The following is a 12,664-nucleotide window of genomic DNA, read 5'->3' on the forward strand; positions in this document are numbered from 1 at the left end:
CGATTTTCGGGCCGATGCTGTAGGCGTCATCTCATCTCAAAAATGTGTCGGAAACCGCTTAAGCCGGTTCGAGCGCCATGACAAGGCTGGCATTCTGCCCGCCGAAGCCGAAGGAGTTGGAAAGCACGGCAGAAACCTGCGCTTCCCGTTTCTTGTTCGGCACGACATCGAGAACGATCGACGGATCGGGATTGGTATAGTTGATCGTCGGCGGCAGTGTCCCGGTCAGCATCGTCTGCAGCGAGAACACCGCCTCGACGGCGCCCGCCGCCGTCAACGTATGGCCGATCATCGACTTGTTCGAGGACACCGGAATGCCGACGAGCCGCTCGCCGAAGACGGCCGACATCGCCCCATATTCCATCTTGTCGTTCTCCGGCGTCGAGGTGCCGTGCGCGTTGATGTAGCCGATGCCGCTTTCGTCGATGCCGGCATCGGCAAGGGCCGCGCGGATCGTCGCGATCGCCGGGCCGCCGTCCGGCGAGGAGCGGGTGCGGTGGAAGCTGTCGGCCTTGTCGCCGGCGCCCTTCATGATGCCGAGCACCTTGGCGCCGCGGGCGACCGCCGCTTCTAGCGATTCCAGCACCAGCGTCGCCGCACCTTCGGCGATGACGAAGCCGTCGCGATCCTTGCTGAACGGCTTGGAAGCCTTGGTCGGCGGATCGTTCTGCGTCGAAAGGGCCGACAGCAGCGAGAAGCGGATCAGCGCTTCGGCGCTGAGAGAGCCGTCGGTTGCAACCGTCAGGGCGCGATCGGTGCGGCCCTGGCGGATCGCCTCGATGCCGAGCTGGATCGCCGTGACGCCAGAAGCGCAGGCTGTCGACAACGTGACGGGAAGGCCGCGGGTGCCGAACCGGTCGGCAAGGCGCTCGGAAATCGCCCCGAACAGGGCCGCCTCATGGAAGGCCGGATCCGGCCGCTGGCGCAGCGCCGTCAGGAAACGTTCATAAGCATCACCAGGATGCTCGGAGGCCGGCGAACGGTCGGCAAGCTCGAAACGGGCGCTCCATTCCGGCTCGATCGGCGGGGCCGCGAGGAACAGCGGGCCATTGAAATCGCCGGAAAAGCCGGCATCGGCAAGCGCCTCGATCGTCGTTTCCCGGGCGAAGGCATAGGAACGCTCGACGGCGTTCGGGGCCGGGATACCGATAAAATCGACGGTGCCGGCGATCCGCGTCGACAATCCCTCGGTTGGAAAACGGTTGATCTCGTGAATGCCCGAGGTGCCTGACGAAAGCGCTGCCCAGTTGTCGCTGAGGCCCTGACCGAGCGAAGTAATGATACCCATGCCGGTCACGGCCACGATCGGACGGCCGAGGTGATCCCTGTAAGCGGAAGCTGTCATATCTTTCACTCCTCACGCATTTGCGGAAAGGACGGCAACGCCCTCGCCGCGCTGGTGTCCGACCGCGGTGACGACGGCGGCGGTGGCGCCTGCCCGCATCGGCGCCTCATGGGCGGCATCGAAGGGCGGAACCTTGGCCTTGCCGTCGACGGCAAGCGCAGCAAGCGCCAGGCCCAGCGTGAACTGCGTCTCGATCGTGTGGCCGGTGACGCCGCCAAAGCCACGGATCGCAGCACCGGGCAATTGATATTCGAGCACCGCCCGTTCGCGGGCGGCAAGATCGTGCATGCCGGTCGAGCCGGAAAAGATCGCCGTGCTTTCGGCGGCAAGCCCGGCGGCGGGTGCTAAAAGCCGCTCCAGCCGGACCTCGAGATTGCCGGCATTGCGGTTGCCGCGGTCACCCTCGACCGCGTCGATGACGGCATAGATATGCGCGCCCCGCGCTTCCGCATGCTGGCGCGATTCGAGCACCAGGAAAGCGCCGGCCGAGCCGGTGATCATGCCGCCGCCATCGCTTGATTTGCGTGACCAGAGCGGCACCCAGTCGCCGCGCGCATGGGCGCCGATCGCTTCGGTAAGCAGGATCATGTCCGGCCGCTCCGCCGCGAAGGCGCCGCCGACCAGCGCATGCGAGGATTCGCCTGATTTGATGCGATAGAAGGCGGTCTCGACGGCTGAAATCCCGGCCGCTTCCTCGCCCATGAAGGTGCGCGACGAGCCGGTGACCTTGTGCACGATCGAGATGTTGCCGGCGAGCAGGTTGGAAAGCTGGGCGAGGAACAGCGTCGGCCTCAGTTCCGTCGTCAGCTTCTCGTTCAGCAGCAATTCGCGGTCGTTGCGCTTCAGCGCCTCGTCGACGATCAGCGTATCGACATTGATGTCGCGCTCGCCGCCGCCCGCCGCCACGATCATGTCCATCGTACCGCAGGCCTCGAGATTGTCCTTGAAGCCGGCATCATCGAGTGCCAAGCCTGCGGCGAAGACGCCGATGCGCTGCCAGTTCTCCATCTGGCGCTGGTCGCCGCGCTTGGCGATCTGCTGCGACCAGTCGATCTCGGGCAGCGGATGCACCGGATAAGGCTTGAACTTCTCGGTCTCGACGATCGCCTTCGGCGCGCTTGTCGCCGAAAGCAGTGCGATATGCGCATCCTTGCCGACGCCCTGACAGGTGACGATGCCGATGCCCGAGATGACGACGTCGTTTGCAGCCTTGCTCATCCAACCACTCCCTGCGCCGCGATCGCTTCGAGAAGTCCAATCTCGCCGGCACGTTTTTTCACGATATCGCCGAGCGGCACTTCGGAAAACGGCATGGTGCGAAGCTTCAGCTGCGCATCACAGACCTTCTTGCCGGCGCTGGTGATTTTAGCCTTGGTCACCGCGAAACCCGAACCGTCGTGCTCAAGCACCGCCTCGATGTCGAGCACGGCTTCCGGCTCGACGAACGTGCGCATCTTGGCGCCGTCGACCGACATCAGGAAGGGCATGGCGGCGAAGTTGGTGGCGGCAAGCACCAGCATGCCGGAGGCCTGCGCCATGGTCTCGATCAACAGCACACCGGGAACGAGCGGCATGCCGGGAAAATGACCCTCGAAGACGGGGCTCTTGGCCGGCACGACGGATCGCGCGTTAAGCGTGCCCTTCTTCAGGTCCACCGCTTCGACGCGGTCAATCATCTGGAAATATTCCAGCAGCATTCGGATCCTCCGGCCCGACAGGCCAGATCCGCCCGCCGGTGACGCCTAGTTAGGAACGAAACCGCCCAGCCGCCATAGTCAGGCGGCAGGGCGCTCAAAAAAAGACGGTTAGGTCCTCAGGCCTTGGCTGCTTTGAGCTCGTCGATCTTCGCGCAGAGGTTCTTCAGCACGAAATATTCTTCGGTGGAAACCTTGCCCTCGTTGACTTCCTGCGTCCACTTTTCGAGCGGAATCTTGATGCCGAATTCCTTGTCGATCGCAAAGACGATGTCGAGGAAATCGAGGCTGTCGATACCGAGGTCGTCGATCGTATGGCTCTCCGGCGTGATCGTCGCGCGGTCGATCTCGCTGGTTTCTGCAATAATGTCGGCAACTTTATCGAATGTAGCGGTCACGCGCTGTACCTCATGAAATGACGATTTAAACCTCCTCATAGGCAAATCCATTTCAAAAGCCAATGCTTTCGTCCCGGCGTTGCGGCAATTTGCCGGCCGGGTGTTGCCTAAACAGCAATGGAATGCAGGCCATTACCGTCACCCTAGGCGGATGGCGATGCCGCTGCGGGGCGCCCACTGCGCCGGCAGCGCCGACAGGCCATGCGAATCAACGCGCGCACGGCCCGCCTCGGCGCGAACATCCTCCCCGACCGAGCCGCAAACACGGACACTTGATCTGGATCAATTCGTAAGCCCGGCGAAATTGATAATCATCAAGCGCGCGGGAAGAAATCGGGATAGCCGAGCTCTCTCGCAGATGTCAGGTATGCCGGGGTATATCAGGATTTCGAAGGGATCGGGATATGGACGTCGCACGCAGTGAGGTTCTCAAAGCCGGCACGCCTGTCGCTTGCCGTTCCTGCCAGGCGCGGCACGGCGTCGTCTGCGGCGCCTTGTCGAGCAGCCAGCTGCGAGAACTCGGCCGCCATTCGCTGCGCCGCAAGGTCGATGCGGGCTCTGAGATCGTCGCTCAAGGATCGGAAAGCTCTTTCTATTCGAACATCATGCGCGGGGTGGTGAAGCTCTGCAAGGTGATGCCGGACGGGCGCCAGCAGATCGTCGGCCTGCAATTTGCCCCCGATTTCGTCGGCAGGCCTTTCATGCGCGAGAGCACGCTGTCGGCCGAGGCTGCGACCGATGCCGAAATCTGCGTCTTCCCCCGCAGCCTGCTCGACCGAATGATATCGGAGACGCCGGAATTGCAGCGCAGCCTGCACGATCAGGCACTGAAGGAGCTCGATGCCGCGCGCGAATGGATGCTGACGCTCGGCCGGCGCACCGCCGAGGAGAAGGTCGCAAGCCTGCTCCACCTCATCGCCACGCATGCCGAACCGCAAACGGCCACCAGCACCGCCTTCGATCTGCCGCTATCGCGCGCCGAGATCGCCGATTTTCTCGGGCTGACGATCGAAACCGTCAGCCGCCAGTTAACCCGGCTGCGCAAACAGGGCGTCATCCGCATCGAGAACATCCGGCATATCGTTGTCCCCGACATGGATGAGCTGGAAAAGAAGATCAGCGGGTAATCACCACGCGGGTATTGGCAAGGCCGGCTTGGCGCGCCAGCGAGAAGAACTGGGCGGCATTGTCGGGGTGCAGTCGAACGCAGCCATGCGAGGCCGGCCGGCCCAGGCGCTTCAGGTCGAAAGTGGCGTGAACGGCGTAACCGCCGTTGAAGAACACAGCGTAGGGCATCGGCGCATTGTCGTATTTCCGGGAACGGTGATCGCGCGACAGCCACTTGGCGCTCCACGAACCGGTCGGCGTGACGTAGCCATCGCGTGCGGTCGAAACCTTCCAGCGATACTTGACGAAGCCGTTCTCGGTGACGGTCATCATCTGCTTGCCGATGCTGACATTGGCAACCAGCGTCGCCGCCTCGGCGGTAACGGGAAAAAACTGCAGCAATAAACTTGCGGCCGCAGCCGCCAAAATCGTCTTCATGATAGCCCCTCTTCGCACCCGCGCAGTTTAATTGCGCCCTCACGACAGAGAGACTAAGCCAATACTTTCTATATTGCTTTAATCCGAATGGTAATCACAATTTTAACACGTTTAAGCCGTGAACGACTCACCTACTGGAGCTTGCGCCCGGCCGCAGGCCGGCTGACGCGCTGATAGGCCTTGTTCATCTTCTCGCGGATAGAGGCCATCGTGCCGAGATTGTGACCGCAGGCGGCACAGCTAATGATATCGGTCTCCCGGATTTCGGGCCGCTCGAACTTCATCTTCGTGCTCTTGCACTTCGGGCACGGTAATTCAACCTGAACTGTCATCGCTCTGCTTCCGGTCTGATGAGATATGAGGCGCTTCGCATAAACCTTTGCGGCGGAGCTGTCCACCGGGCATTGGAGCCGCGCTCGGCGCTGCTGTTCGTATCGATCAACGTGACGTGTTCGGATATTCTCCGGCAATTGGCGGACTTGCCCACGGGCCAACATCGTAACCTGAATTTATGATATCAAGCTGCCGCTGCAGGACATCTTCCAATCCCCAATTCAAAGATTGGTATTGGGCGATCACGCCGTGCTCAAACCAGTTCGAAGCATTAAATCCATGTTCGAACTGGTTATAATATATGACAGTCGAGCCAATCAGCGCGACGGTCCAGCAGGAGCCGTAACCCCGCAATTGCCATTGCTCAGGCGGGCGTTTGATCGCTTCCCACAGATATCGCTGTTTGAACGACATACGCGTCCAGCTCTCATTAATCTCGTCCCATAGCTGTTCTTCTGAAAAAGACATATGAAGCCTCATGCGTTGGTGGCCTGCTCACCGCGAATGCTTTGCGTGATACCCCTTACAGAAAGCACAAAAACAACCCAAACGTCAGACCAGTGAGCACCATGCAGCTGGCATAGAACACCGACACGCCGTCCTCGATGTCGCCGGCGGTGGCAATGTCGCGGCCGGCGTTGTTGATCATCGGCTCCGTCACGATCACACCGCCATAGATGCGCGGGCCGGCGAGCTGGACGTTGAGGGCGCCGGCCATGGCCGCCTCGGGCCTGCCGGAATTCGGCGAGCGGTGCAGGCCGCCGTCGCGCATCGCCACGCGGATCGCCTCGCGGCAGGGGCTCATGCCGCGCCGGATCCAGGCCCCGGCGGCGATCAGCAGGATGGAAAGCCGCGCGGCCGGCCAGTTGACGATATCGTCGAGCCGGGCCGCAGCCCAACCGAAATCAATGTATTTTTCCGATCTGTGGCCGATCATCGAATCCGCAGTGTTCAGCATCTTGTAGGCAAGCAGACCCGGCAGGCCGAAGACGGCATAGCAGAGAGCCGGCGCCACGACGCCGTCGGAGAAATTTTCCGCAAGGCTTTCGATCGCAGCGCGGCAGACGGCCGGCTCGTCGAGCGTTTCGGGATCGCGGCCGACGATGCGGGAGACGGCATTCCGGCCGCCGGCAAGCCCTTCGCCGCGCAAGGCGGTGGCGACGGCCGCGACATGATCGGCAAGGCTCTTCTGCGCCAGGAAAATCGCCACAAGACCGGCTTCCAGCACGAGGCCGGCAAGGCCCAAGAGCGCGAAGAACCGGTCGAACACGAAGCCAGCGGCGATCGACAGCAGCAGCAGCGCCAGGATCGCCGCGACGCCGTTCATCCGACGTTGGGAGCCGGTAAGGCTTGAGGGATTGAGCTGCTGGTCGGCATAGGAGATCGCCGCGCCGAACATGACGACGGGATGCGGCACGCGTGACCACAGCCATTGCGGATCGCCGGCGATCCGGTCGAGCAGCAGCGCCAGAAGCAACACAAGAAGGTTTTCGTCGATCGTCATCGCTCAAATCCCTGAAGGGCTTCGCCAAGCCGCCTGTCCGCCGCCGGATCGGGCGTCAGGCCGAACCGCAGCCAATCCGGCGCATAATCGAACTTGCGGACGAGAATATGATGCCGGCAAAGATGCGTGTAAATGTCGCTCGCCCTGCTATCGGCGGCAAGGATGAACAAAGCCGTTCCTCCCCTGATCCGCAACCCAGCCGAGGTCAGCGTCGCCTGCAGCGCGGCGCTGCGTGTATGGAGAGAGTGGCGGATCGCGGAGACGTCGGAACGCAACAGCGAGGCGGCCAGCGACAGCGCCGGGCCTGAGACCGCCCAAGGGCCGAGCCAGTCCTCGAAACCCGCCAGAATATCCTCGCGCGCGATCGCAAAACCGAGCCGCAGGCCGGCAAGCCCGAAGAACTTGCCGAAGGACCGGAAGATGATCAGGTTGGAAAGATTTTGCGCGTGGGCTACCAGGCTCAGCGCCGGATCAGCATCACCGAAGGCCTCGTCGACGACGACAATCCCGCCTGCCGCCTTCATTCTCTCATGCAGGGCAATCAGCGTTTCGGTCGACCAGACCCTGCCGTCCGGATTGTTCGGATTGACGACGACGGCCAGCCTGTATTCACCGCCGATCGCAGCAACATCGTCGACCGCATCGACGGCAAAACCGGCCGAAGCGAAGGCGCGCGCATATTCGCCATACGTCGGCGACACCACGGCGACCTTGTCGTCCGTCGCGGCGACCCTGTCGTCCGTCACGGTGACCTGACCTCGTCGAAGCAGGCGCGGCAGGAGCTGGATCACCGATTGCGTCCCGGGCACCGGCAGCGGCAGGATCGCTCCACTGCCATAATGATCGCGGGCCGCAAATCTTGCCTCGTCGACGAGATGCCTGTCCGGCAGACGGTGCCAGGCTCTTGCCGGGATGTCAGGCAGGGCGACGGGACAGGGGTTGATCCCGGTGGAAAGGTCGAGCCAGTCCTCCGGCCTGCCGCCGAAGGCGGCCGCAGCGGCGGTGATGCCGCCACCATGGGCGATCGGCGCACTCATGCGGCCGCTCTCGCAAGATCGATCAGATGCATATAGGAACCCGCCACCTGGCCGCGCCTGAGCCCGACAGCACCGAGATCCGTGCCGAGCGCATCCTGCGCTGTAAACAGCCGCTTTCCCTCGCCCTCGGAGACAACGGTGGAATAGTGGAATTCATGCGCCGTCATCGTCCGCGCAAAGAAGGCGCCGTCGAGCGGCGTCACACGGCGGTAGCCGAGATGACGCCGGCGCTCGGCATAGCTGGTGACGACCGGCAGCAGGCCGAGCATTTCGTGGCGCCTGCCCTCCGCATCGATCAACCCATCGCCCAGCACCATGTAGCCGCCGCACTCGCCGTAGATCCTGATGCCGCGCGCCGCCGCATCGAGCATGCCGGCGCGAAAATTCTGCGCTTGGGATAGCCGCCCGGCATGCAGCTCGGGATAACCGCCCGGCAGATAGATCGCATCGGCATTGGCGGCCGGCACCTCGTCGGCAAGCGGCGAGAAGAAGGAAATATCAGCCCCGCGGCGCCGCCAGCCGAGCAGCATATGCTCGTAGGAAAAGGCAAAGGCGACATCGCGCGCCACGGCGATGCGGGCGCCGATCGGCATCAGCCGGTCGATATTGGCGGCAGACGGCCGGTTGAGCCCCTGCCTTGCAATGCGCAGCAGGAATTCGAAATTGCATTCCTCGGAAACGGCGTCCGCCGCATGGTCGATGAAATTTTCAAGCGTCGCATGTTCGCCGGCCTGGACGAGGCCGAGATGGCGCTCCGGCAGGGCAAGTGCCTTGTCGCTGCCGATCACGGCAATAACAGGCATGCGGATCGCTTCGAGCGCCTGGCGCAGCATCGCCTCATGCCGCTCGCTGCCGACCTTGTTGAGGATGACGCCGGCAACGCGGACATCGGCGCGGAAGCCGGCAAAACCTGATACCAGCGGCGCCACCGACTGCGACATGCGCGAGGCGTCGACGACCAGCACCACGGAAAGGCCGAGCTGGGCGGCAAGATCGGCCGCGGTTCCCTTTCCGTCGGCCGCTCCGTCGAAGAGCCCCATCATCGCCTCGATGACCAAAATGCGGTCACCGAAGCGGTGAAGGGCTGAATTGGCCGAGATCAGTTCCGGGCGCATCGCCCAGGGATCGAAATTCAGGCAGGGTGTGCCGCTTGCCGCCGCATGGAAAGCGGGATCGATGTAATCCGGCCCGGCCTTGCCGGGTGCCACCGCGACGCCGCGCCGGCGCAACGCCCTCAGCATCCCGAGCGTCACCGTCGTCTTGCCGGCGCCGGAGGAAGGGGCTGCGATCAGGAGGCCGCTCATATCAGCACCTTGCCGGACCGGCGAAATGGATCGGGCTGCAGGCGCCTGCCCGCCAGTGCGCCGAGCCAGTCGAGCGAGGCTCTGAGCCGCACCACCTCGCCGACGACGACTACCGCCGGCGGTTCGAGCCCGGAGGCGGCGACCGTCTCGGGCGCGTCGCCAAGCGTCGTTTCCAGCACCTGCTGCCGGCCGGTGGCGGCGTTGCAGACGAAGGCGACGGGTTCGGAGGGCAGCCGGCCGGCGGCGATCAACCGGGTGCTGATCTCGGCAATATGTTTCATCGCCATATACATGACGATGACAGGTGAACCCCGGCCGATCGCCTCCCAGTTGATCCTGTCGGGCACGATGCCGGAGGAATCATGGCCGGTGAGGAAGGTGACCGCATGGTTGATGTCGCGATGTGTCACCGGAATGCCGGCATAGGCAAGCCCACCGATGCCGGCGGTAATGCCGGGCACGATGCGGAAGGGGATGTTGTGCTCGACCAGCGTCAGCGCTTCCTCGCCGCCACGGCCGAAGACGAAGGGGTCGCCGCCTTTTAGCCGCAGCACCCGCTTGCCGGCCCGCGCCAATTCCACCAGCCGCAGCGAGATGTCGCGCTGTTTCGCCGAAGGCTTGCCGCCGCGTTTCCCCGCAAATTCCACCACCGCCTCCTGCCGCGCCAGCGCCAGGCATTCCTCGTTGACGAGCGCGTCGTGCACGATGACATCAGCCTCGGAAAGTCCCTTGGCAGCCAGCAGCGTCAACAACCCGGGATCACCGGGGCCGGCCCCGACGAGCCAGACGCTGCCCGGCTCCAGCGCCGGAAGATGAGAGAGTTGGCTATTCAACATTTTGTTGATCTAGGCCCAGCGAGGAGCAAGGTCAACGCCGTGCGCCCCGCCTCACTTGAAGTTGCTGAGATGACCGTGACTCACTTTGCGAGGAGGCGGATTCGAATTCTCCGAAAACCCGAATAACAATATGAATATATTATCATATAGTCGCAAAGGCCGGCCGCGGTGCAGCCGGCCTCCCAGTCGATCAAGCGCGAAGCAGCGCCTCGCGGATAAGGTCGATGACTTTCTCCGACTCGATGCCGGTGCAGACGATCTGGCTCGGCAGGCCATCCCAGTCGCCCGGCGGGAAACGGCGACCGTCCGGCTTGACGATTGTCTGGCCGTCGGCAATGCCGCCGCAGACGACGCGCACCGCACCCGATATCGACGAGAACAGTTCCGGCGCCACGACATAGACCGCAGCGCAGCTGTCATGCACCATCATGCCGTCTTCGACCGCGTGCTTGTAGAAATCGATGTAGGACTGCGACAGGGCGTCGAGCAGCTTTACCGCCCCGTCGCCCTTGGCGGCCATCTCGCCGAGATAGCTGCGGCTCATCGTGGTGATCGAGGTGACGTCGAGGCCGATGACGGCGACCTTCCAGGGCGCGGTCATGACGATGTCGGCCGCTTCGGGATCGCCGTGGATATTGGCTTCGGCGACCGGCGAGACATTGCCCGGCACATAGAAATTGCCGCCCATGATGACGACATCCTTGACCAGGCCCGCAATCTCCGGGTCTTCCTTCAGCGCCCGCGCCAGATTGGTCATCCGCCCGACAGCGACAAGCCGCACCTCGCCGGGGTTGGCGCGGACCATGTCGATGATGAAGCGATGCGCTGGGCGCGGATCAAGCGGCAGATCGATCATCTCCGGCACTTCGATATCGCCGAGACCGTTGTCGCCATGCACCATCGCCGGCCATTCCCGCTCGGCGCGCGAGGGGTCGATGGTGACGCTGGCGCCTTTGGCAACCGGCGCTGCGATATCCCATTCGCGCTTGAGGAAAAGCGCATTGCGGGTTGTCGTCTCAACCGAGGCATTGCCGAAAACGGTGGTGATGCCGATCAGATCGATTTCGGGATGGCGGTGCAGGAAAAGAAGCGCCATGGCGTCATCGACGCCCGGATCCGTGTCATAAATGACCTTGTGCATGGAATATCCTTTGTATGTAAACCGCGAGCTGCCGGACGGCGCCGCGAATTGCCGCCACCATAACGCCCGTCAGTCTTTCTGCAACCCGATGCGGGCAATCGCCGCCGTCGCATGCGCGGATTTGATCTTGCCGAGCAGGAGTTCCGCATCCGGGCCAATGGCCGCAAGTGCCGCCGATTCCGCCACGCCATGACAGCCGACGCGGGCAAAGACGATCTCCGAGGGATTTTTGAGCCGCGGCGTTTCCGCTTCCAGCCGCGGCGCATCGAAGAACAACGCGGGCACGGAAAAATGCTCGACAACGGTAAGGATTGCCGCCTCCTGCCTGCGGCTGTCGATGGAAGCGATGGCAGCAAGCTCCGCCACGCCGATACCGGCCGCATCGAGGGCCGCGATCGCCAGCGCCAGAACCTCAGCAGAGGGCGTCCCGCGCTCGCAACCGAGCCCGAGCACGTGGCGCCGTGCCGTATCGGAGAAAATATCACTCATGGAAGCCGTCGAATGCGCCCTGCCGTGTCTCACAAGATGATGCCGTCGGAAAACCGCTCCTGCTTATCGGCATCATGCTCTGGCAGCCATTGCAGCTTGGGATGGGAAATGCAACAAAGCCACCCGAAAGCTCTCCGGAATACCGTCTTGCCTGACATTGCTCCTCATCTGCTTCTGCTGCTCTGCGCGGCTGCCTTCTTTGCCGGTTTCGTCGATTCGATCGCCGGCGGCGGCGGCCTCATCAGCGTTCCCGCCATGCTGATTGCCGGCATTCCGCCGCTGCAGACGCTCGGCACCAACAAGGTGCAGTCGATCTTCGGCGCCGCCTCGGCAACGCTCGCTTATGCCCGCAAGGGCCACGTGCAGCTTCGCGAACAATTGCCGATGGCGCTGATGGCGGTCATGGGCGGGGCGCTCGGCGCCGCTCTTGCCACGATCGTGCCCGGACAAGTGCTGCAGGCGATCATGCCGGTGTTGCTGCTGTCGATCGCGATCTTCTTTGCCGTCAAGCCGAACCTCAACGACGTCGATACCCATCGCCGGATCACGCCCTTCGCCTTCGGTCTGACACTGGTCCCGGCTATCGGCCTCTATGACGGTGTCTTCGGCCCCGGCACCGGTTCCTTCTTCATGCTTGCCTTCGTCACCCTCGCCGGCTTCGGCGTGCTGAAGGCGACGGCGCACACCAAGCTTCTCAATCTCGGCTCGAATTTCGGCGCCCTGATCGTCTTCGCAAGTTTCGGCGCAATACTGTGGAAGATCGGTCTGTTAATGGGCATCTGCCAATTCCTCGGCGCGCAGCTGGGCTCGCGGCTCGCCATGCGCATCGGCGCAAAGCTCATCAAGCCGCTGCTCGTCATCGTCTGCGTCGCCCTCGCGATCAAACTGCTCGCCGATCCGGCAAATCCACTGCGGGTCTGGCTCGGCGTTTAGCCTAAATATTTGACCGCCTCCATTACCTCTGACGTAATTGATAGGCCGCATCGCCTTGCCCCATGATCGCGCTGCCTGGAATGGACGGGCGATCAAAAGGAGATG

General features: G+C 63.1%; 15 protein-coding genes. 2 read left to right on the forward strand and 13 right to left on the reverse strand.

The window, feature by feature from the left end:
- Window positions 1-58: 58 nt before the first annotated feature.
- From CO657_RS10800 to CO657_RS10815, 4 genes are all read right to left on the reverse strand, one after another.
- Window positions 59-1,345 (reverse strand): beta-ketoacyl-ACP synthase, encoded by a 1,287-nt coding sequence (locus tag CO657_RS10800; RefSeq protein WP_054184770.1) that lies wholly within the window; start codon window positions 1,343-1,345, stop codon window positions 59-61.
- A 12-nt stretch (window positions 1,346-1,357) separates the two neighbouring features.
- A complete protein-coding gene (locus tag CO657_RS10805) occupies window positions 1,358-2,563 on the reverse strand; it encodes a beta-ketoacyl-ACP synthase (RefSeq protein ID WP_054184769.1) in 1,206 nt (401 codons plus the stop codon).
- A complete protein-coding gene (locus CO657_RS10810; RefSeq protein WP_003594025.1) occupies window positions 2,560-3,042 on the reverse strand; it encodes a 3-hydroxyacyl-ACP dehydratase FabZ family protein in 483 nt (160 codons plus the stop codon). Before CO657_RS10810 ends, CO657_RS10805 begins: the two co-directional genes overlap by 4 nt.
- Window positions 3,043-3,158: 116 nt before the next feature.
- Complete coding sequence (locus CO657_RS10815) at window positions 3,159-3,437, reverse strand: acyl carrier protein (RefSeq protein WP_003540486.1); 279 nt, start codon at window positions 3,435-3,437, stop codon at window positions 3,159-3,161.
- A gap of 404 nt (window positions 3,438-3,841) precedes the next feature.
- Here CO657_RS10815 and CO657_RS10820 point away from each other — a divergent pair, with 404 nt between their 5' ends.
- On the forward strand, window positions 3,842-4,564 hold the full coding sequence (locus CO657_RS10820) for a Crp/Fnr family transcriptional regulator (protein WP_054184768.1): 723 nt from the start codon (window positions 3,842-3,844) through the stop codon (window positions 4,562-4,564).
- Here CO657_RS10820 and CO657_RS10825 read toward each other — a convergent pair.
- The 9 genes from CO657_RS10825 to CO657_RS10865 all read right to left on the reverse strand — a co-directional run bounded on the left by CO657_RS10825 (window position 4,554) and on the right by CO657_RS10865 (window position 11,626).
- On the reverse strand, window positions 4,554-4,982 hold the full coding sequence (locus CO657_RS10825; protein ID WP_054184767.1) for a L,D-transpeptidase: 429 nt from the start codon (window positions 4,980-4,982) through the stop codon (window positions 4,554-4,556). The genes CO657_RS10820 and CO657_RS10825 overlap by 11 nt on opposite strands.
- A 131-nt stretch (window positions 4,983-5,113) precedes the next feature.
- Window positions 5,114-5,314, reverse strand: coding sequence for an ECs_2282 family putative zinc-binding protein (locus CO657_RS10830; protein ID WP_012557958.1), 201 nt, complete (start codon window positions 5,312-5,314; stop codon window positions 5,114-5,116).
- 106 nt (window positions 5,315-5,420) lie between these two features.
- Window positions 5,421-5,783 carry a hypothetical protein gene (locus CO657_RS10835; protein WP_054184766.1) on the reverse strand — a complete coding sequence of 121 codons (363 nt, stop codon included), beginning with the start codon at window positions 5,781-5,783 and terminating at the stop codon, window positions 5,421-5,423.
- 55 nt (window positions 5,784-5,838) lie between these two features.
- Window positions 5,839-6,819 carry an adenosylcobinamide-phosphate synthase CbiB gene (gene cbiB, locus CO657_RS10840; protein WP_054184765.1) on the reverse strand — a complete coding sequence of 327 codons (981 nt, stop codon included), beginning with the start codon at window positions 6,817-6,819 and terminating at the stop codon, window positions 5,839-5,841.
- The gene (gene cobD, locus CO657_RS10845) at window positions 6,816-7,856 is read right to left on the reverse strand and encodes a threonine-phosphate decarboxylase CobD (protein WP_054184764.1); all 1,041 of its coding nucleotides are present in this window, start codon (window positions 7,854-7,856) and stop codon (window positions 6,816-6,818) included. The genes cbiB and cobD overlap by 4 nt, the downstream gene beginning before the upstream one ends.
- The gene (locus CO657_RS10850; RefSeq protein WP_054184763.1) at window positions 7,853-9,160 is read right to left on the reverse strand and encodes a cobyrinic acid a,c-diamide synthase CobB; all 1,308 of its coding nucleotides are present in this window, start codon (window positions 9,158-9,160) and stop codon (window positions 7,853-7,855) included. The genes cobD and CO657_RS10850 overlap by 4 nt, the downstream gene beginning before the upstream one ends.
- A complete protein-coding gene (gene cobA / locus CO657_RS10855) occupies window positions 9,157-9,996 on the reverse strand; it encodes a uroporphyrinogen-III C-methyltransferase (protein ID WP_003594012.1) in 840 nt (279 codons plus the stop codon). The genes CO657_RS10850 and cobA overlap by 4 nt, the downstream gene beginning before the upstream one ends.
- Window positions 9,997-10,186: 190 nt before the next feature.
- The gene (locus CO657_RS10860; RefSeq protein WP_054184762.1) at window positions 10,187-11,137 is read right to left on the reverse strand and encodes a nucleoside hydrolase; all 951 of its coding nucleotides are present in this window, start codon (window positions 11,135-11,137) and stop codon (window positions 10,187-10,189) included.
- A gap of 69 nt (window positions 11,138-11,206) precedes the next feature.
- Window positions 11,207-11,626, reverse strand: coding sequence for a cobalamin biosynthesis protein (locus CO657_RS10865; RefSeq protein ID WP_054184761.1), 420 nt, complete (start codon window positions 11,624-11,626; stop codon window positions 11,207-11,209).
- Between the two features lie 147 nt (window positions 11,627-11,773).
- On the opposite strand from CO657_RS10865, the gene CO657_RS10870 reads away from it, so the two are divergent.
- Entirely contained in the window at window positions 11,774-12,559 is a 786-nt protein-coding gene (locus CO657_RS10870; RefSeq protein WP_054184760.1) for a TSUP family transporter, read from the forward strand.
- Window positions 12,560-12,664: the final 105 nt, after the last annotated feature.

This window comes from Rhizobium acidisoli, from assembly GCF_002531755.2.
Taxonomy (GTDB): domain Bacteria; phylum Pseudomonadota; class Alphaproteobacteria; order Rhizobiales; family Rhizobiaceae; genus Rhizobium; species Rhizobium acidisoli.

What these genes read in the sequence shown, in the direction of transcription:
- cobD (WP_054184764.1), bottom strand. Translation starts at nt 7,856, where the DNA reads ATGAGTGCGCCGATCGCCCATGGTGGCGGCATCACCGCCGCTGCGGCC.
- cobA (WP_003594012.1), bottom strand. Translation starts at nt 9,996, where the DNA reads ATGTTGAATAGCCAACTCTCTCATCTTCCGGCGCTGGAGCCGGGCAGC.
- CO657_RS10850 (WP_054184763.1), bottom strand. Translation starts at nt 9,160, where the DNA reads ATGAGCGGCCTCCTGATCGCAGCCCCTTCCTCCGGCGCCGGCAAGACG.
- CO657_RS10865 (WP_054184761.1), bottom strand. Translation starts at nt 11,626, where the DNA reads ATGAGTGATATTTTCTCCGATACGGCACGGCGCCACGTGCTCGGGCTC.
- CO657_RS10800 (WP_054184770.1), bottom strand. Translation starts at nt 1,345, where the DNA reads ATGACAGCTTCCGCTTACAGGGATCACCTCGGCCGTCCGATCGTGGCC.
- CO657_RS10835 (WP_054184766.1), bottom strand. Translation starts at nt 5,783, where the DNA reads ATGTCTTTTTCAGAAGAACAGCTATGGGACGAGATTAATGAGAGCTGG.
- CO657_RS10820 (WP_054184768.1), top strand. Translation starts at nt 3,842, where the DNA reads ATGGACGTCGCACGCAGTGAGGTTCTCAAAGCCGGCACGCCTGTCGCT.
- CO657_RS10805 (WP_054184769.1), bottom strand. Translation starts at nt 2,563, where the DNA reads ATGAGCAAGGCTGCAAACGACGTCGTCATCTCGGGCATCGGCATCGTC.
- cbiB (WP_054184765.1), bottom strand. Translation starts at nt 6,819, where the DNA reads ATGACGATCGACGAAAACCTTCTTGTGTTGCTTCTGGCGCTGCTGCTC.
- CO657_RS10825 (WP_054184767.1), bottom strand. Translation starts at nt 4,982, where the DNA reads ATGAAGACGATTTTGGCGGCTGCGGCCGCAAGTTTATTGCTGCAGTTT.
- CO657_RS10860 (WP_054184762.1), bottom strand. Translation starts at nt 11,137, where the DNA reads ATGCACAAGGTCATTTATGACACGGATCCGGGCGTCGATGACGCCATG.
- CO657_RS10830 (WP_012557958.1), bottom strand. Translation starts at nt 5,314, where the DNA reads ATGACAGTTCAGGTTGAATTACCGTGCCCGAAGTGCAAGAGCACGAAG.
- CO657_RS10810 (WP_003594025.1), bottom strand. Translation starts at nt 3,042, where the DNA reads ATGCTGCTGGAATATTTCCAGATGATTGACCGCGTCGAAGCGGTGGAC.